This is a genomic window from Staphylococcus capitis subsp. capitis, assembly GCF_040739495.1.
Classification (GTDB): domain Bacteria; phylum Bacillota; class Bacilli; order Staphylococcales; family Staphylococcaceae; genus Staphylococcus; species Staphylococcus capitis.
On record NZ_CP145263.1, the window covers coordinates 2,108,607 to 2,127,359 of the forward strand.

Annotated in this window: 19 protein-coding genes; 9 read left to right on the plus strand and 10 right to left on the minus strand. The window is 30.1% G+C overall.

Going from position 1 to position 18,753, the window contains the following annotated elements:
• Positions 1-17: 17 nt before the first annotated feature.
• The 7 genes from arsC to V6C74_RS10530 all read right to left on the minus strand — a co-directional run bounded on the left by arsC (position 18) and on the right by V6C74_RS10530 (position 6,420).
• A complete protein-coding gene (gene arsC / locus V6C74_RS10500) occupies positions 18-413 on the minus strand; it encodes an arsenate reductase (thioredoxin) (protein ID WP_016898839.1) in 396 nt (131 codons plus the stop codon).
• 16 nt (positions 414-429) lie between these two features.
• Entirely contained in the window at positions 430-1,722 is a 1,293-nt protein-coding gene (gene arsB, locus V6C74_RS10505) for an arsenite efflux transporter membrane subunit ArsB (RefSeq protein ID WP_016898840.1), read from the minus strand.
• Positions 1,722-2,036 carry a metalloregulator ArsR/SmtB family transcription factor gene (locus V6C74_RS10510; RefSeq protein ID WP_002452589.1) on the minus strand — a complete coding sequence of 105 codons (315 nt, stop codon included), beginning with the start codon at positions 2,034-2,036 and terminating at the stop codon, positions 1,722-1,724. The genes arsB and V6C74_RS10510 overlap by 1 nt, the downstream gene beginning before the upstream one ends.
• The gene (locus tag V6C74_RS10515) at positions 2,033-3,697 is read right to left on the minus strand and encodes an FAD-dependent oxidoreductase (RefSeq protein WP_029625778.1); all 1,665 of its coding nucleotides are present in this window, start codon (positions 3,695-3,697) and stop codon (positions 2,033-2,035) included. Before V6C74_RS10515 ends, V6C74_RS10510 begins: the two co-directional genes overlap by 4 nt.
• Positions 3,697-5,424, minus strand: coding sequence for an arsenical pump-driving ATPase (gene arsA / locus V6C74_RS10520; RefSeq protein WP_016898842.1), 1,728 nt, complete (start codon positions 5,422-5,424; stop codon positions 3,697-3,699). The genes V6C74_RS10515 and arsA overlap by 1 nt, the downstream gene beginning before the upstream one ends.
• On the minus strand, positions 5,405-5,752 hold the full coding sequence (gene arsD / locus V6C74_RS10525) for an arsenite efflux transporter metallochaperone ArsD (RefSeq protein ID WP_016898843.1): 348 nt from the start codon (positions 5,750-5,752) through the stop codon (positions 5,405-5,407). The genes arsA and arsD overlap by 20 nt, the downstream gene beginning before the upstream one ends.
• A gap of 68 nt (positions 5,753-5,820) precedes the next feature.
• Entirely contained in the window at positions 5,821-6,420 is a 600-nt protein-coding gene (locus V6C74_RS10530) for a recombinase family protein (protein WP_016898844.1), read from the minus strand.
• Positions 6,421-6,615: 195 nt separating this feature from the next.
• Here V6C74_RS10530 and V6C74_RS10535 point away from each other — a divergent pair, with 195 nt between their 5' ends.
• The 7 genes from V6C74_RS10535 to V6C74_RS10565 all read left to right on the plus strand — a co-directional run bounded on the left by V6C74_RS10535 (position 6,616) and on the right by V6C74_RS10565 (position 11,201).
• A complete protein-coding gene (locus V6C74_RS10535) occupies positions 6,616-6,816 on the plus strand; it encodes a hypothetical protein (RefSeq protein WP_002452584.1) in 201 nt (66 codons plus the stop codon).
• Positions 6,817-6,840: 24 nt separating this feature from the next.
• Entirely contained in the window at positions 6,841-7,161 is a 321-nt protein-coding gene (locus tag V6C74_RS10540; protein WP_016898845.1) for a helix-turn-helix transcriptional regulator, read from the plus strand.
• 89 nt (positions 7,162-7,250) lie between these two features.
• Positions 7,251-8,135, plus strand: a complete 885-nt coding sequence (locus V6C74_RS10545; RefSeq protein WP_002452582.1) for a permease — start codon at positions 7,251-7,253, stop codon at positions 8,133-8,135.
• A gap of 14 nt (positions 8,136-8,149) precedes the next feature.
• On the plus strand, positions 8,150-8,284 hold the full coding sequence (locus tag V6C74_RS10550) for a hypothetical protein (RefSeq protein ID WP_016898846.1): 135 nt from the start codon (positions 8,150-8,152) through the stop codon (positions 8,282-8,284).
• Positions 8,285-8,400: 116 nt separating this feature from the next.
• Positions 8,401-9,792: a Mu transposase C-terminal domain-containing protein gene (locus V6C74_RS10555; protein ID WP_064262911.1), complete on the plus strand. Its 1,392-nt coding sequence runs from the start codon at positions 8,401-8,403 to the stop codon at positions 9,790-9,792.
• On the plus strand, positions 9,785-10,621 hold the full coding sequence (locus V6C74_RS10560; RefSeq protein ID WP_016898848.1) for an AAA family ATPase: 837 nt from the start codon (positions 9,785-9,787) through the stop codon (positions 10,619-10,621). Before V6C74_RS10555 ends, V6C74_RS10560 begins: the two co-directional genes overlap by 8 nt.
• Before the next feature lie 19 nt (positions 10,622-10,640).
• Positions 10,641-11,201 (plus strand): recombinase family protein, encoded by a 561-nt coding sequence (locus V6C74_RS10565; protein ID WP_002452578.1) that lies wholly within the window; start codon positions 10,641-10,643, stop codon positions 11,199-11,201.
• A gap of 614 nt (positions 11,202-11,815) precedes the next feature.
• Here V6C74_RS10565 and V6C74_RS10570 read toward each other — a convergent pair.
• The 3 genes from V6C74_RS10570 to V6C74_RS10580 form a co-directional block, all read right to left on the minus strand.
• The gene (locus V6C74_RS10570) at positions 11,816-13,072 is read right to left on the minus strand and encodes a cellulase family glycosylhydrolase (RefSeq protein ID WP_016898849.1); all 1,257 of its coding nucleotides are present in this window, start codon (positions 13,070-13,072) and stop codon (positions 11,816-11,818) included.
• Positions 13,073-13,097: 25 nt separating this feature from the next.
• Positions 13,098-14,126, minus strand: a complete 1,029-nt coding sequence (locus tag V6C74_RS10575; RefSeq protein ID WP_016898850.1) for a chitosanase — start codon at positions 14,124-14,126, stop codon at positions 13,098-13,100.
• Positions 14,127-14,508: 382 nt separating this feature from the next.
• The gene (locus tag V6C74_RS10580) at positions 14,509-15,216 is read right to left on the minus strand and encodes a LysR substrate-binding domain-containing protein (RefSeq protein WP_016898851.1); all 708 of its coding nucleotides are present in this window, start codon (positions 15,214-15,216) and stop codon (positions 14,509-14,511) included.
• Between the two features lie 286 nt (positions 15,217-15,502).
• Here V6C74_RS10580 and V6C74_RS10585 point away from each other — a divergent pair, with 286 nt between their 5' ends.
• Positions 15,503-17,143: a malolactic enzyme gene (locus tag V6C74_RS10585; protein WP_064262910.1), complete on the plus strand. Its 1,641-nt coding sequence runs from the start codon at positions 15,503-15,505 to the stop codon at positions 17,141-17,143.
• Between the two features lie 31 nt (positions 17,144-17,174).
• Complete coding sequence (locus V6C74_RS10590; protein ID WP_016898853.1) at positions 17,175-18,512, plus strand: 2-hydroxycarboxylate transporter family protein; 1,338 nt, start codon at positions 17,175-17,177, stop codon at positions 18,510-18,512.
• Positions 18,513-18,753 lie beyond the last annotated feature (241 nt).

Sequence of the window (18,753 nt, forward strand, 5' to 3'; positions counted from 1 at the left end):
ATAAGAGGTGTTTATTATTATCTCAATTTAAACTTTTCTATAGCTAATTTAATCTCGTCTCTAACACGTTGAAATTCTGACCATTCTTTACCTGCTGGATCTTCAAAACCCCAATGCTCTTTTTTAACGTTTGGTGGTAAAATAGGACAATTATCGTCTGCATCACTACATAACGTTACGACCAAATCTGATTGTTTTAAAATATCATTATCAATCAAGTCTGACGTATGGTTTGATATATCAATATCTACTTCTTTCATAGCTTCTATTGCTTTAGGATTAACACCATGCGTTTCAATACCAGCTGAATAGACATTCCAGTCTTCACCCAATATTTCCTTTCCCCAACCTTCAGCCATTTGGCTACGACAAGAGTTACCAGTACATATAAAATAAATTATTTTCTTTGTCATCATTGGCACCTCTTTTTTAAAATATAATAAGTGTTAGATATAACCCTAACAGTGTGATAAATAATACCGGAATCGTTATAATAATACCGATTTTAAAGTATGTTCCCCAAGAAATTTTAACATCTTTTTGAGTAAGCACATGTAACCAGAGAAGTGTTGCTAACGAACCAATTGGTGTGATTTTAGGTCCTAAATCAGATCCGATAACATTTGCATAAATCATGCCTTCCTTGAGTATGCTTGTTGTTTGAGATTGACCAATCGCTATTGCATCTATTAAAACAGTTGGCATGTTGTTCATAATAGATGAAAGGAATGCGGATATAAAGCCCATGCCCATGATACTACTAAATAAGCCGTAACTTGAAATATTTGTTAGTACATCCCCAAGAAGCGTTGTAATCCCCACATTTTTTAGACCAAATACCACAAGATACATACCAATAGAGAATAAAACAATATTCCATGGTGCACCTTTAATTACTTGTTTCGTATGAACAGCCTTAGATTTACGCGCTAATAATACAAATATTAAAGCAATGATACCAGCAATAATTGATACTGGAATATTTATAAACTCACTTATTAAATAACCAACTAGCAATACAGTGAGTACAATCCACGAGATATTAAAAAGCTTTTTGTCCTTAATCGCTTCTTTTGGTTCTCTAATATTTACTGCATCAAATTTTCTTGGGATAGACTTTCTAAAATAAAGCCATAAGACAAGAATACTTGCGATTAAAGAGAATATATTAGGTATAATCATTTTACTGAAGTACTCAACAAATCCAATATCAAAGTAATCAGCAGAAACAATATTAACTAAATTACTAACAATTAATGGAAGAGATGTAGTATCTGCAATAAAACCACTAGCAATAATAAATGGGAATACCGCTTTTTTATCAAATCCTAAACTACGTACCATTGCTAAAACAATAGGCGTCAGTATTAAAGCCGCACCATCATTTGCGAAGAAGGCTGCTACAACTGAACCTAAGAGCATGATAAAGATAAACATTTTCAAGCCATTACCCTTTGATGCTCTTACCATATGTATAGCAGACCATTCAAAGAACCCAATTTCATCTAATATGAGTGAAATAAGAATAACTGCAACAAAAGTTAAAGTCGCATTCCAAACAATTCCAGTAACTTCTAGTACGTCTGAAAAGCTTACAACGCCAGTGATTATAGCAACTAAAGCACCAATTAATGCAGTAATACCAATATCTAGACCTTTAGGTTGCCATATAACAAAAATTAACGTTAATATAAATATTGTGATTGCTAATATCGTCATCATTAACACTCACCTTTCTCTACTGTTTCACATATACATGGGACAGTACTAGAACTCAATAGAGTCAGTCGTGATGTAACGTCATCCAATACGTCATGATTCAATTTGTATAAATTTTTATTACCATCTTTTCTGGATGTAATTAAATTATTGTCTTTTAATACTTTCATATGATGACTTAATGTGGGTTGAGAAAAAGAAAAATGCTCTAATAAGTCACAAGCGCATAATTCACCACAAGATAACAAGTCTAATATTTCAAGACGGCTACTATCAGCAATCACTTTTAAGTATTGTGAAATTTCTTTATAATTCAATTTTTCTTCTTCCTTTCTACTTGGAACCTTTTATAACGTTGATAATTTTTATTACCACCTGACAAATTAAACACTTGTTTAAAACCTAAATTAATAAGTACGTTTTGTGCAGCATTCCCAGTAGTACCTTTATTACAATAAGTCACTATCTTTTGATTTTTATCTAATGTTTTTGCATAACTTCTCAACATTTTCAATGGGACGTTAATCGCTCCATCAACATGATTAACTTCAAATTGCTTTGGAGAACGTACATCTAAAATCAATAAATCATTATTTTGTTTTATGACTTCTTCAGGCGTTATAATTTTGCGTCCTCGAGTAATATTGTGTCCAATCATCCCTGTATAAATAACAGGATCTTTAGTTGTAGAAAAAGGAGGCGCATATGCTAAATCTAAATGAAATAAATCTTCTGCATTGGCACCAAACGTTATAGCAGTAGCTAGTACATCTATTCTCTTATCTACACCTTCATACCCAATAATTTGGGCGCCCAGTAATTTAGAATTGTTTTTATCAAATATAGCTTTAATTACCATTTCTTGACCTTGCCTATATTTTGGACGGTTCGGTTTCACATTGTGTAATACGTCAATATCAATATCTAAATCAATAGTTTCTTTTTCAGTTAAGCCAGTTTGGGCAATTGTCATATCAAATATACGAACAATGCCTGTTCCTAAAATCCCTTTATGCTCTAGATTTCCACCAGTTAATCGATCTCCTAAAATACGTCCCATTTTATTTGCTGTAGAACCTAGCGGTCTATATATAGGGTTCCCGGTAATTAAATTATAACTTTCTGCTACGTCACCAATTGCATATATATGAGGAATATTTGTTTCCAAATACTTATTGGTTTGTATTGCTCCAGATTCTCCAATATTAATACCAATTTCTTTAGCTAATTTAGTATTTGGTGTCACACCAATCCCAATAATGATTAAATCTGTATCAATTAATTCGCCAGTTTTTAAGCTCACTCTATTTATCGTATGATTCTCATCATAATCAATAATATCTATTTCATTATAGGTATATACGTTAGCTTTATCTTCAATATATTCTTGAATCATAAAACTCATATCGTGGTCTAAATGAGGCATAAAAGTACTGCGTTGAACAATTGAAGTGTTGTAATTAGATAATTGCTCTAACATCTCTAAACCAATAAATCCACCACCAATGATTGTTATATTCTGAACATCATTGCCTTCAATATAATTATAAATTGCTTTCGCATCATTAATGTTCTTAACTTTAAACACATTTTTATATTCTTCGCTATTTAGTTGAGGAAGTTCTTTAGGCGATGAACCTGTTGCTAATACTAATTCATCATATTCTTGAATCATCGTTTTATCATTTACTAAATTGGTAACTGTTATTGTTTGATCAGTATCATTTATCTTATTTACTTCATATTCTGTATAAATATCTATATTAAAGCGCTCTTTAAACCATTTAGCATTTCGTGGCGTGAGTTCATCAATATCAGATACATTGCCGCCTATATAGTAGGGAATACCACATACGGAATACGAAATATCACTATCTTTATCAAAAACGGTAATTTCAACATTTTCACTATTTCTTCTTGCTTTAGCCGCGACACTCGTACCGGCAGCAACTGAACCAATGATTACAATTTTTTTAATTATGATAACCCCCCATAAGGTATGACAAAATAATTATCAAGACTTTCATTTTTAATCTTGTTTATCCAAATTGATTCATCTTCTTTTTTGTTACTAAAAAGGTCATCACTTTGATTTAGCGTAACCAACGATTGATTAACCACCCACCAATTATGGCCTATATTAGCTCTATTTAAATCTTCTACTAAACGTTTAGATTCTAAATAAGGTGTTTTTTCTGCTAGTGTTACGATTATCATCTGTGTTAAATTTTTATTTTGAATTTTAGGTAATAATGTTTCAACATTACTGGTAGTTTGAGTTGATTTTTTCTTTAATTCTTTATGATGATTTTCACTAGAATCAAGTAACAGCAAGGTATGGCCTGTAGGAGCTGTATCTACAATTACGTAATCCATGTCTTCTTGATTCTCCATAATGTCACTAAAGGCTTTGAAAAATGCTATTTCTTCTGTACAAGGTGATTTTAAATCTTCCATAATATAATTAATATCGTCTTGTGGTGTGTCATCACTCACTGTGGCTAGTACTTCTTTTTTATACTTTTCTAATGCTTGTTCTTCATCAATATAAGTAGTATTTAAATTACTTGTGGTTTCAACATTAATTTCTTTAGTAGGATCAGTAGTTGCTAAAAGAACACGATATTCTTTATTAGATAATGCTGTAGCTAATTGCGTTGCTACTGTCGTTTTACCAACGCCACCTTTTCCCATTGTAAATAAATATTGAACTTTACTATTTTCAATTTCATCTATTAATTTATTGAATTGCGGATGATCTTCAACAATAAAGTCATCATTTTCAATTAAGTTATTATCATTTAATAGGTTAGTTAAACTTTCTATACCTTCTTCTTTCTGCTTTTTATATGGAACATAATAAGCATGATTGTTATTTAACCATTCAGTAAAATGATTAATGTTTTTATCTTGTTCTAATTTCATCTGACTCGAAATTAAACCGTGACTTTCTTCTATATAATTGTTAATGATTACTTTGAATTTAGAAATTGACAGTTGTTGTAATTCTCGTTGCGCTCTTTGAATTTCATATATAGAAGAGTGGCTAGGTCTAGCAATTAACATCATTGTCGTATCTTTAGGATTACGTAATTTTTCCAATGCTAAGTTATACTTATCTCTATTTTCATCCAATCCTGATAATTGCCCTAGGCAAGAAGCGTCATTACTCGTTGTATTTAAATAATTTGTCCATGCAGAAGGTAATTCAAGCATTCTCAAGGTGTGACCTGTTGGAGCTGTATCAAATATAATGAAATCAAATTCTTGTTCTAAAGTTTTATCGGATAAAAAATTTGTAAATTCATTAAATGCTGCTACTTCAACTGTACACGAACCACTTAACTGTTCTTTCATCTCAGAAAGCACATCTTCTGGTAGAATACCCTCATAAGGTTCTATAGATTGTGCTTTATAATCGTCTGCAGCAACAATCGGGTCAAAATTGGCTATAGAGAGATTAGGCATAGGTTGATATTTAGTTAATTTATTAGATAATTCCATTTGAAATACATCTTGTAAATTACTAGCTGGATCAGTACTTACTAAAGCTACTTTCTTTCCATTATCTGCTAAGTTTAAAGCAATAAAACTTGATATCGTCGTTTTGCCTACGCCACCTTTACCAGTAAAAAACAAATATTTTGTTAACTCAATGTTATCTAAATTCAATTTATTTAAGTATTTAACAGCATCCATCTCCATCACAGCATCCTCCATTTCTCATTTGATTAACCGTAATAATTTCATCGGCTTCTTCTTGGGTAATATAAGCGCCCGTTTTAGCTATATTTCCTTCTATAAAAGTGATTGGTAAAACTTCATTACCTTTTTCTTGAATCAAACGAATAGCTTCTTTATTTTTAATAAATTCATTTGGATTATTACTCATATTATAACGTCGAACTTCTATTTGATTTTGTTTTAAATATTCATTTATTTGATTCACCTTTATAAGTGTTTCATCTGGTTCTGGACCACATACTCCAGTAGAACAACACATGGCCTCTTCGTATATTTCAATATTTAACATTATACTCACCTCATATATTTATTTTACATACATAGATTAACATCTATATAGATATATGTCTATATAATTTATTTGCTATTTTTAATTCTATATATAGTTTGGCGTGTAATACCTACTTCTTTAGCGATAGTACTGATAGATTTACCTTGTTCAAGTAATTCAATAACTCGGTAATAAACTAAACGTTTTTGTGGGTCTTTGGCATTTGGTGAGTAAAGTACAGGTCTGCCTTTATATATCCCTTTTTCTTTGGCTACTTTAATACCTTGAGCTTGTCTACGTTTACTTTCATTTTTTTCTTGTTCTGAAATCATTGCTAAAATTTGAATGATTAAATCTTTCATAAACTTATCAAACAGTGGATTTCCAATCACTTCATTCATCATAGGTAAACTCGTTATCATTAATTGAACTTCTTTATCTTTTAAATAATTAACTGTTTGAATTATTTCATCATAATTTCTTCCTAGTCTATCAATAGATTCGATAATCAAACGATCTCCCATTCTTAAAAAATTTAATACTTCTTGAAAAATAGGTCTGTTTTCTATAGATTTACCTGATTGTTTTTCTGTAAAAATTTTCTCAGCACCAAAAGAATACAAATTTTCAATTTGCCTATCTAAATTTTGATCAATGGTCGAAACTCTTGCATATCCAACTATCATTTTTAACACCCTTTCTCATACACCCTAATCATACAAATAGAAACAGCATTTTACAAAGGATTTTTATTGTTCGATTAGGGTACACCCTAAATAACAGAATTTAGTAACTTGCAAAAGTTGCAATAATAATTTATATTCAATACATCAAAAAAAGTTGATGTATCATTTTAGTATTTTATAAAGGAGTTCGATTTTATGAGAATAAATCATGCAGGTACATTATCTGTTGATTATTTTGTTAGTTACTTAAATCTAATTATGATATCAAGAGAAGTTTCTTTAAAAGAAGCTATATCATATATGAAAAATGAGTTCTTTAAAGGAGAACCTGACATGTATGGTAAAATAACAGAAACTCATTTTAATCAAGCAATACAAGAACTTAAACAAAAATAGAAGTATATAAGAGGTGATTATTAAATGGAAATTATTAAATCTAGTCCTAATAGAACTGAGGAAGAACAATTAGACTTCTATGAACAGATTTTTAATGCGCTCGCTGATAAAATTAGACTTAAAATTCTACATTCAATACGTCAAAGCGATTCAAAATCTTTATGCGTTTGTGATTTAGAAGAATTATTAGAGCTAAAACAATCTAAACTTTCCTATCATTTGAAAAAATTAGTAGATGCAAATATTCTTATTGCCGAAAAGCATGGCACATGGAATTATTATAAAATTAATGAGCAACAAATACAGGTGGTTTTAAATGAAGATACTTGTTGCAAGATACTTTAAGTATCTTCTTTTTACTATAGAATTAATCAACTTTTTTTGATTAATATATCAAAAAAAGTTGATTAAACAAATTCGGAGGCGTTATACTGATGTTAGATTCAATTATGGAATTCATAAAAACATTTTCGATGTTGTTTTTTGAATTATTACTACTATTTATAGTAGTGAGTTTTATTGTAAGTCTGATTCAACAAGTAGTTTCAGAAGAAAAAATTAAAAAACTTTTAAGTAAACCTAATAAGTCTATTAATTATATATTAGGTATGATATTTGGTGCTATTACACCATTTTGTTCTTGTTCAACTATTCCAATACTTGCAGGTCTATTAAATTCCAAAGTTCCTTTTGGTCCAGCGATGAGTTTTTTAATTGCTTCACCATTAATGAACCCATTAATGGTATTTATGTTATGGGTTTTATTAGGATGGAAGGTTGCTATTGTTTATTTTGTAGTACTAGCAATTTTTAGTATTTTAACAGGTTTAGTATTTTCAAAAATGAATTTAGCTAACACTTATAAAGGAGTTAATGTTAAAGGAGACGGATTTTTTGCTAATAAAACAAGGTCTCGTTTTAAACAAGCATTAAACGATGCGTGGGCATTTTTATACCCAATGTTACCTTATCTATTTATTGGTGTGTTTATTGGCGCATTTATATATGGATTCATACCGGAAGCATTTATAACTAAGTATGCAAGTGGCGATGGTTTCATGTCGGTCTTGATTGCTTCTGTTATCGGTATTCCTATGTATATTAGACCCGAAACAATGTTACCTATAGCTGAAGCATTAGTATCAAAAGGTATGTCACTAGGAACAGTTGTGGCGTTGATCATTGGTGGCGCTGGCGCAAGTATCCCAGAAGTTGTATTACTATCTAAGTTATTCAAGAAAAAATTTGTAGTATCATTTGTTATCGCAATTTTAGTTGTAGCTATTGCTACTGGTTTAATTGTGAACATCATTATTTAAAGGAGGTGAGGTAAATGGGTATTAAAGACGCATTAAAAAAATTAAAACCTCAAGAACAGTCATGTTGTTCGGTAGAAATTGAAGAAAATCAAGAAAACAAAGAAGAAAAGACAAATAAAGATCAACAGAATAATAAAGGTTGTTGTTAATCCCGTATCATTAACAATTAAATTAAGGAGCATAAAAGTATGCTTTCTTTTTTTAATGGAGGTGCTGAAATGATTAAAATTTAGCTGACTTTACCGAAGAAGAACGTCAAAAAGCTATGGAAAGGTATCATATACTTGAACCTTATTTTAAAAAATTAAAATCAGTAAGAGCAGTTAGTGAATCAGCAAAAGTACCGAATCGCACACTTTATAATTGGATTAGTAGATACCAAAATGATGGATTAGCAGGTCTTATAGATAAAACGAGAAAAGACAAAAATCGTATAAAGATAGATGAAGGTACTATCAAATTTGTTCAGAATGAGTATTTTAGTAACAGAGGAATTTCTATAGCTTCTATACACCGTAAAACAAAACAGTGGTGTAACAATAATACGCTCTCTGAACCTAGCTATTATCAAGTTTATAATATTATTAAGCGAATACCTGAAAATTTAAAAGCTTATTCAAATATGAATTCAAAAAATTATGCTGAAAAATACGATGGTATTTACACACGTGAGTGCGAACGCCCTAATGAAATTTGGCAAGCTGACCATACCATGTTAGACATAGAAGTATTAAATGAAAAGAATGAAATTGAAAGACCATGGCTAACAATCGTTTTAGATGATTATAGCAGAGCAATTGCAGGTTTTAGAATAGAGTTTGGAACACCAGATACCGAGAGAACAGCACTTGTTCTAAGGCAAGCAATATGGAAAAAGGGAAATTCAAATTGGCCAATTTGTGGGATACCAGAAAAATTCTATACTGACCACGGCAAAGACTATACCTCAGAACATATGCAACAAGTGTCAGCTAATCTCAAAATAGAACTGATATATTCCAAAATAGGTATACCAAAAGGCAGAGGAAAAATAGAACGTTTTTTTCAAACAGTTAATTTAATGTTTCTTGAATTACTCCCTGGTTATACCAAAAATAAAAAATCAAGAAAACATCTTACTTTGGAAGACCTTAATCATAAGTTTGAACACTTTATATTAAATGAGTATCATTATCGTCAACATGGAACAACAAAAGAAAAACCAATACAAAAATGGAATCAACCAGACTTTCTCCCCCAATTACCTGAATCGAGAGAATTATTAGATTTACTACTATTAACTACAACTAAACCTAGAAAAATACACAAAGATGGTATTTATTTTAAAGGGTTAAGATATTTCTCCACTAATCTCATTGCTTATATAACAGAAGAAGTTTTTATAAGATATGATCCTCAAGATATTTCAGAAATTCGAGTTTATTTAAATAATCAATTTTTAAGTATTGCGTATTGCAGTGACTTAGAAAACCAAAGTATAAGTATAAAAGAAATCGAAAGACTAAGAGCAAATAAGAAAAGAGAATTAGGAAAAAGTATTACTCGGACACGTCACCTCGTTCAAAATCTCAATCACACTAAAACATCAAATGAAGAATTAAGTAATAACGCTAAACAAGTTAAAAAGTCAAAACTAAAGAGGTATAAAAATGACTAATAAAATTTTTGTTGAAACGAAACAATATCGTCGATTTGAAGAATTTTGTGATAATTGCGCTAAATATAAATACATGGGAGTTTGTTACGGAAATCCTGGTGTAGGTAAAACATTTTCTGCACAATATTATGCAAATTGGGACTATGTAAACCCAATCATTACTGAATTTCAAAAAGCTGATGATAAAGGAAGTAATGTACACGATGATCAATTTTTAAATTGTAAAACGATTTTTTATACAGCACCTCCAGTTAGATCTTCAAGAATTTATAAAGAACTATTGAACCTAGCTAGTGAATTAACATTAGGAAAAATTGGGTATCGATCATTGAAAAAGCAAGAGGAGTTTAATGGATTAGAAGAACTTGTAAGATTGCAACCAAGGAATTATGAAATTGATTTAATTATCATTGATGAAGTTGATAGGTTAAATTATAAAACATTGGAAATTATTAGAGATATTTATGATCAACTTGATATTGGTGTTGTATTAATCGGTATGCCGGGCATAGAGAAACGATTATCAAGGTATCCTCAATTATATTCTCGCATTGGTTTCAGTCATCAATTTGAAAAATTAAGTAACGATGAATTAAAACACGTTTTAGAATATAGATGGAATGAACTTTCATTACCTTTAAGTTATGAGGATTTTGAAGATTATGAATCCATTAATACAGTAATAAAAATTACCAATGGTAATTTCAGATTAGTACAAAGGTTATTTTCTCAAATTATACGAATTATGGAAATTAACGAATTGAATAAAATAAATGTTGAAGTGATAGAAACTGCGCGAGATGGTTTACTAATAGGAGAAAATGAGTAATTTGAAAGGGCTGTAGTATATGAGAAAAATAGGATATGCACGTGTACCTTATACTGATCAAAATTTAGATAACGAGATAACTCATTTATTAATCAATGGATGTGATTTAGTTTTTTCTGAAAAAGTAAATGTTTATAGTAAAGAACAAATAGAACTTAAAAATTGCTTAGAAGAATTAAAAGAGAATGACATTTTAGTTATAACTGATTTAAAAGCTTTAGGCTTAACGCCTAAACAGTTTATAAACTTCCTAGACCACGAAATAATATCGAAAAACTTCCATTTAGAAGTACTTAACTTGGATATAAATACTCAAAATGAATATGGGCAATACTTTATTAGAATATTCAAAATGCTACTAGAATCCGAAAAAGTTCTAGTACAAGAGAGAACATCAAATGGTTTAAATGCTGCTCGAGAAAAAGGTCGAAAAGGAGGACGGCCTCAAAAAATTGAAAAAAGCCAAAAGCAAAATATTAAACAACTATATGATAGTGATAAATATACAGGTGAAGAAATTGCTCAAATGACGGGATTAAGTAGGACTTCAATTTATAGAATAATTAGAGAAACGTTATAAAACAAAGCAGGTAGACAATCATATAACTGTTTACCTGCTTTGTGCCATTTAAAGAACAAAATTAATGCCATATAACTCCAAAAATGACAAAACAAAGATTCATTATTACTTAGCTACCTATCTGTTTCAAAAACGTTCGTTATTGGTTTGTTTGTATTTTTATAGTCTTCATAAACTTCTCTTTGGCTTTCCTTTATCTTATCTACAAGGCGGGGTCTAATATTATGATTTGTATCATAATATATTAAAGGTGTTCCTTTTTTAACATTTTCTTTTTTCTTAACTTGAGGATTTATGTATGCACCTACATTTTTGTTTTCTTTATAAGTTTTTACAGGATCTGGATAAACTCACCTTGTCAATTTCAAAGGTTTTGTTTTTTCGACCTTATAACTTTGGTATCCTTTATCTTGTTTTTCTCCTTTAGTATGAACTTAAGCATATACAAAATAAATTACTAAACAAGATAAAAATATAATTACAAGGACAAAAGTCCACATCTGTCTTTTGGTCATCTTCTACTCTCCATTACTATTCCATAGTGTTGATAGTATATATATAGAAAGCTCTAGCCGCTATGGCTAGAGCCTTTGATATTTTATAATAATTCTTATTTATTTACTAGCTGCTTTAAGCGCATTAAATACAATATCATTATATTTTGTATTTTCTTTTTCTCCAAATTTGTCAGACTTCTCGTCAACATTTAAACCTTTATAATGAATAGGAGACCAATTACCTCTTTCTTGAGTATCATAATTCCATAATGTCCATGACATATCAGCATCTTTCATTTTATCAAAAATATGTCTATAATCTTCTTCATTAGGTTCTACATTCTCATCTCCAGATACACTTGTACCATTAAATTCTCCCATGTAATTAGGCACATTATAGTTAGCTTTTTTAATTCCATCTACTTTATTATCAAAACTTTCTCTAATACCTTGATGGCTTCTACCTTGGTCTTCAGTTGGATAGTTATGATATTCATATACAACATTATTTTCATCCCATTTTTTGCCTTTTTTAGGATATTCACTTGGATTAGGCATATTTATTGGATCCCATGTTGCCTCTAAAAATGCAATGTGGTTATCTCCATTTTTTCTAATTGTATCAATTGTTTCCTTGTAGAATTTAGCAATTTGTTTTTTTACATTTCCATCATGTATTTTGCCTTTAGGTTCATTTAAAATATCATATCCTGCTACACCTGGATTATTTTTATATTTTTCAGAAATATGCCACCAAATTTCTTTGGCTTTTCCTTGTAGATTTGGGTCCTCCCAAAGGTCACCATTCTCAGCATTAGCATGTGTATCTCCTGAATGCTCTTGATTATTTTGAGAACCCGGTGCACCATGCATATCAATTATGACGTATAGACCGTGATCATTTGCTTTATTAATAAATCTATCAACTTCTTTAAAAGCATCGTTACGCACTTTTACATCTTTAGGATTCATACCTTTTTTATAGTTTGTTAAATTAATATAATTTAAAGGTAAACGAATTGTATTCCCCCCCATATCTTTTACATTTTGAAAATCTTTATCTTTCCATCGATTTTGTGCAAATTTATCCAAAAGATCTCGGGTTTCCTTTGGACTATGACCTTCATCTTGAATTTTGTTAAATAAGTCTTTATAATCACTTGCTCCTTTGTTATCACTTAAACCTCCCATCCAACTTTCAGTTGTAAATACATTACCTGCATTAACACCTTTAATTTTAAAATCTTTTCCATCTTTTTGGATTTCTTTACCTTTCGTTTGAAGCTGACTCATATCTTCGGCATGTGCTGAATGTGATATTAATGTAGTTAAAGCTGTTGCAGCTAAGACTGAACTAAACAGTATTTTTTTCATATGCCTCACCTTTACTTTTTAAATTTTATGCATTATCAAAATCTAAATCTTGGTCATTATAATGGTTAATTGCGTCCTGATCTAAGTGGAAATTTTCACCATTCATTTTAAAATCTAACGGAAGTTTTAAATCAAAGTTTTTATCTTTAATAAATCGTTGTTGCGTTTTAAGTCTGTCAAATACATCGTTATCATTACTTTCGTTATTTTCATTTTCTTTTTGGATAGATTTGAATCTACCATCAAGGAAAGCATTTAAGAAATCTTCTTCATTTACACCATTTTTAGGTGATTTACCACCACTTTTATCCATGGCCCTTTCACGTAATTCATCAAAGCTCCAATCAGCAGGGTCTTTTCCTTTGTAACCACCTTGTTTAAATTCACCAGGGCCATGTTTAACAATAGCATCAAAGTAAACGTATTGGCCTAATTGTGATAATCCATCATCTTTGGCTGCTTGTACGGCTTTGTCCATATAATCATGCTTTAATACATAATTTTGTGCTTTAACAAAATTATCTCTATCGTTTTTAGAGGCATTTTTCCATGCTTTATCAAATCCCTCTAAACCTTTATGTGATTCAGATCCTTCTTTAGATAATTGTTTTAATGCACCTTCATATTTTTTCAAATCGTTATTAGGATTAATCTTATTGTAATGTTTTACTAAGTGAACCATGTCATCTGTTCCTGTTGTAAAGCCGATTATTCCTGCAGTATAACCTCTATGGTCTCCAATATCTTCAATATAACTATAATTATTTGAGTAGTTACTGTCAGTATTTTCTGCTGCTCCAACTAAAGCCATAATTCGTTTTCTTAAGTCAAAATTTTGGTCCATATAATTGTTATTGTTTATCGCCATTTTGCTTTGTGCTTCTTTTGCTAGATTTTGAGAATTTGGTGAAATTGTTTGTTGATGTTCACTATGATGATGTGTTTCGGCTGCGTTTGCTAATCCCATACCATTTGCTGCGATAAGTGTTGCTAATAGTGTTGAACTAGCTCCTAACGCAATTTTACGTACTGAGAAATTTTTTGAATTTTTCATAAATAAAACACTTCTCCCTTAATTGATATTTTAAAAGTTATAACTTTTAACAACTTAATAATAATTATTAAACTGTTATTCGGTCAATTTCAAAAATCACTTTTAACTTAAGTTTATTATTAAATTTACATTTATAAAAAACAGTTTTAAAAAAATAAATAAAGTTAATGATTTGGAAATTAAGTGAACTGTATATGAGTAATAAAATTTCAATTATGTATCAAATATGCTGTGACTTAACAGTTAAAAGTTTTAAAGATTATGAAAGAAAGGTAAATGGAAGCTTAAGAAAGTGTTAAAAAACTTATTTGAGTAGCTAAATAAGATAAAAATATGGATGTAAAAAGTGATATATAAGTCAATCATGATCAATATAAATAGATTATGACTTTTCAGATAGAGAATCTTCAAATACTCCAATAATCTTATTATAAAGTTCTAAGTTAAAAGAGACTTTTCGATATACTTTCGAAATTAAAAAGTGAGGTTGATTTTGATCGCATATAGGTATGGATACAATATCATCACTATCTTTTATTGCAGATTCTGTTAAGATACCAATTCCTATACCTTCAGATATCATTTTCTTATATAAGTTCAAATCTCCCATTTTATATATCACATTTGGAGAGTAATGATAATTTTTACATAGATGTCTTAATGCAAGTGAATGAGTGAAATGATCATTTAGTGAAACGAATTGAGCATTTTTAAGTTGTTTAAATGATATTTTATTAAATTGAGAGAAGGGATGATTTTCACTCACAATGATTCTATAGTTATCTATTTTAATGATCTTGCTTATTAATCTATCTTCTTTAATTGGTTTAAGTGAACCGATTAACCCAATATCTATATTACCTGTTTTAAGTTCATTAATAAGGTCTTTAGATCCCTTATTAATAACAGATACACTATCCATTAAATTATTTTTAAATAAATTGATGGATATTTTATCGAAATATATATCACCAATGATGGGTGGAATACCACACTTAATATTTTGTGTTTTTAATCTGTTGATATCAAAAGTCATTTCGCGTAGTTCATTTTCGATAATTTCAGTATGATTAATAATCACTTGTCCCATTTCAGTTATATCAATGGAGTGGTGTTTAGGGTCTCTAACAATAACTTCTATATTAAATTCTTCTTCAATTCTTTTGATGGCATATGAAATTGTAGGTTGGCTTACGTTGAAAAACTCGAAGTCTTCGTAAAGCTCTTTAAATCTGCTAATTTTTTAAAGTACATTAAATCTTGTAATTTCAACATTTATCCTCCGGTCATAAATAAAATTTATCGAAAAATGAAGTTTTGACTATATATATTTTAAAGCATTATTGTTTATTTACAATAAAAAAGGAGGATAAATCATGAAAGGTTTAGAGTTACTGAACAATCCATTTTTAAATAAAGGGAGTGCTTTTACTAAAGAAGAAAGAGAAAAATTTAATCTAAATGGTTTGTTACCTACTAAAGTAAGAACAATAGAGGAGCAAGAAGCACAGACATATGACGAATTTACACGAAAACAAACTAATTTAGAAAAACGTTTATTTTTAATGGGAATTTTCTCTAGAAATAGAACGTTATTCTATAAACTATTATCAGACCATTTAGTTGAATTTATGCCAATTATTTATGACCCTGTTGTAGCTGAATCTATAGAGAAATATAATGAAATCTTTTCAAGACCACAAGATGCAGCTTTCTTATCTATTAATGAACCTAATGATATCGAAAAGCAATTAAAAAATGTTACAGAAGATAGAGATATTCAATTAATTGTTGTAACTGATGCTGAAGGTATTTTAGGAATTGGGGATTGGGGGGTTAATGGTGTCGATATCGTAATAGGCAAATTAATGGTTTATACGGCTGCAGCTGGCATTGATCCTAAAAAAGTTTTACCAGTATCATTAGATGTTGGAACTAACAATGAGAATTTATTAAATGACGATCTTTATTTAGGTAATCGTCATCGACGAATCACTGGAGAAAGATATGATGCATTTATAGACAAATTTGTTAAAGCAGTTCAACGTCTATATCCAGATGCATTATTACACTGGGAAGATTTTGGTCGTGATAATGCCACTAAAATATTAAAGAAATATGAGCCTGAAATGGCAACTTTTAATGATGATGTTCAAGGTACAGGCATTGTTGTCCTAGCAGGAATATTAGGTGGTTTAAATATTGCCAAAAAAAGCCTTACCCATCAACGTATATTAATCTATGGTGCTGGTACGGCTGGAATGGGGATTGCTAATATTTTATTAAATGAAATGAAAGAACAAGGTTTAAATGACAAAGAAGCCAAAAATTTATTTTATTTCGTAGATAAACAAGGTCTGTTAAATTGTTATACTCCTAATTTGTCTGATGAGCAAAAAGAATTTATTAACGATAGTACAAATGTACAAAATACTTCATTTAAGTCATTAGAAGAAATTGTTTCAGAAGTGCAGCCAACTATTTTGATAGGTACTTCTACACAACCCGGTGCATTCAATGAACAAGTAGTCAAAACGATGAGTACGTATACAGAAAGACCGATTATTTTACCTTTATCTAATCCTACGAAGTTAGCAGAAGCAAAAGCAGAAGACTTGTTAAGATGGACTAATGGTAAAGCGCTTATTGGTACGGGTATTCCGGTAGAAAATATTCAATATAATGGTGTGGAATATCAAATTGGGCAGGCAAATAATGCATTAATGTACCCTGGATTAGGTCTAGGATTAATTGCTTCCAAAGCACAAAGAGTTAATAAAGATATTTTATCTCAAGCTAGTCACGCACTAGGAAATCTAGTAGATGTTGATAAACCGGGAGCACCCATTTTACCTCCTATTTCTAAAATTGAAAGTTTCTCACAAAAAATAGCAGAGGACGTTGCACAAGCTGTTATTGATCAAAAATTAAATGGCTCAATTTCAACATATAATGTAAAAGATTTAGTAGCTCATTATAAATGGCAACCTATCTATGAATCTTTATTAGATAAATAAAATTGAGAGTAAAGTCAGGAGATATTTAAAGATGTTAAAATCAAGTAATTCTTCAAAATTTTCACAGAGACGTGAATTATGGAGTTATCTTTGGAATATTGACGTTAAAGGAATAAACTTACCCATTTATATTGGAATGATTATAGTTCTTATTGCTACTATGGTTATTGGTAAAATTCCACATACGATTGTAGGAGCTATTTCAGTATTAGTTATTTTAGGTAACTTTCTCCACTATTTAGGAAATAAGATTCCCATTATTAAATCTTACTTAGGTGGTGGCTCTGTATTTTGTATATTTGTATCTGCATTCTTAGCTACTTTTGGGATTTTACCAGCAAATGTAATTGATACCACTAAAGATTTTGTTAGTAATATGGGATTCTTAGACTTTTATATTGCAGCACTTATTACCGGTAGTATTTTAGGAATGAACCGTTCATTGTTAATAAAAGCATCTGTGAGATTTATTCCTGTAGCTATTCTTTCAATGTTAAGCTGCTTTATTATGGTAGGGACTGTTGGTGCGCTTATAGGTAATGGATTTGGGAAATCCATATTATACATTGCCTTTCCAGTTATGGCAGGCGGTATTGGTGCTGGCGTAGTACCATTATCAACGATTTATGCGCATAGCTTAGGTGCTTCTGCAGGAAGTATTATTTCAAAATTAATCCCAGCATCCGCAATGGGTAATGTGTTGGCTATTATTGGTGCTGCACTATTAGTGAAGTTAGGAGAAAATTTTCCTAAAATCAATGGCCATGGTCAATTGATTAAAGAAAGTGATGAAAGTGGTGAAAAATTAGAAGATAAAGATACAAAACATCAAATTAATGTTATTCAAATTGGTGTTGGACTATTAATTTCTTTTTCATTCTTTATGATTGGCATTATATGTAATTATTTCGTACCTAAAATACATGCTTATGCCTTTATGATTATATTGGTTGTAATTGCTAAAATCACAAAAATTTTACCTAAATATTATGAAGAAAGTGCAATTATGTTTAATCAAGTTATTGTTAAAAATTTAACTCCCGCAGTACTTACGGGCATAGGTATCGCTTTACTTAATTTAAACGTTTTAGGTCAGGCCCTAACTTGGCAATTTATTATATTATGCTTAACAAGTATTATAACTATTTCAACAGCAGCAGGTATTTTCGGAAAATTATTTGGATTATATCCAGTTGAGTCAATCGTTACAGCAGGGATGTGTAATAATAGCATGGGAGGTACAGGCAATGTTGCCGTGTTATCTTCAGCGAAAAGAATGGAACTTATTGCGTTTGCACAAATGGGGAACCGACTCGGAGGAGCAACGATACTGATTGTATCGGGATTTTTAGCACAAGTTTTCTCTTAGGTAATTAGGATTATAGAGTTGAGTAATATTTAATATTTCTACTAAGTTTATGAGGATAGTATAGTTTTATAAAAATATGATTTTTTCTGATGTACACTCCATAAAGTTGGACTAAAATTTAACTTTATGGAGTGTACTTTTATAAATGATATTATAATGTTGATTTTAAAATTAAGGCAAGAAAACTATTTTTCTTATTGAGAAAGCGTCAATGAATTTTAAATTGTTAATTCTTCTAACG

Coding starts and splice junctions, on each gene's coding strand:
- arsD (WP_016898843.1), bottom strand. CDS start 5,752: ATGTTAAATATTGAAATATACGAAGAGGCCATGTGTTGTTCTACTGGA.
- arsA (WP_016898842.1), bottom strand. CDS start 5,424: ATGGAGATGGATGCTGTTAAATACTTAAATAAATTGAATTTAGATAAC.
- V6C74_RS10540 (WP_016898845.1), top strand. CDS start 6,841: ATGGAAATTATTAAATCTAGTCCTAATAGAACTGAGGAAGAACAATTA.
- V6C74_RS10580 (WP_016898851.1), bottom strand. CDS start 15,216: ATGGGACAAGTGATTATTAATCATACTGAAATTATCGAAAATGAACTA.
- V6C74_RS10555 (WP_064262911.1), top strand. CDS start 8,401: ATGGAAAGGTATCATATACTTGAACCTTATTTTAAAAAATTAAAATCA.
- arsC (WP_016898839.1), bottom strand. CDS start 413: ATGACAAAGAAAATAATTTATTTTATATGTACTGGTAACTCTTGTCGT.
- V6C74_RS10560 (WP_016898848.1), top strand. CDS start 9,785: ATGACTAATAAAATTTTTGTTGAAACGAAACAATATCGTCGATTTGAA.
- V6C74_RS10565 (WP_002452578.1), top strand. CDS start 10,641: ATGAGAAAAATAGGATATGCACGTGTACCTTATACTGATCAAAATTTA.
- V6C74_RS10535 (WP_002452584.1), top strand. CDS start 6,616: ATGAGAATAAATCATGCAGGTACATTATCTGTTGATTATTTTGTTAGT.
- V6C74_RS10570 (WP_016898849.1), bottom strand. CDS start 13,072: ATGAAAAAAATACTGTTTAGTTCAGTCTTAGCTGCAACAGCTTTAACT.
- V6C74_RS10550 (WP_016898846.1), top strand. CDS start 8,150: ATGGGTATTAAAGACGCATTAAAAAAATTAAAACCTCAAGAACAGTCA.
- arsB (WP_016898840.1), bottom strand. CDS start 1,722: ATGATGACGATATTAGCAATCACAATATTTATATTAACGTTAATTTTT.
- V6C74_RS10530 (WP_016898844.1), bottom strand. CDS start 6,420: ATGATAGTTGGATATGCAAGAGTTTCGACCATTGATCAAAATTTAGAT.
- V6C74_RS10545 (WP_002452582.1), top strand. CDS start 7,251: ATGTTAGATTCAATTATGGAATTCATAAAAACATTTTCGATGTTGTTT.
- V6C74_RS10590 (WP_016898853.1), top strand. CDS start 17,175: ATGTTAAAATCAAGTAATTCTTCAAAATTTTCACAGAGACGTGAATTA.
- V6C74_RS10575 (WP_016898850.1), bottom strand. CDS start 14,126: ATGAAAAATTCAAAAAATTTCTCAGTACGTAAAATTGCGTTAGGAGCT.
- V6C74_RS10585 (WP_064262910.1), top strand. CDS start 15,503: ATGAAAGGTTTAGAGTTACTGAACAATCCATTTTTAAATAAAGGGAGT.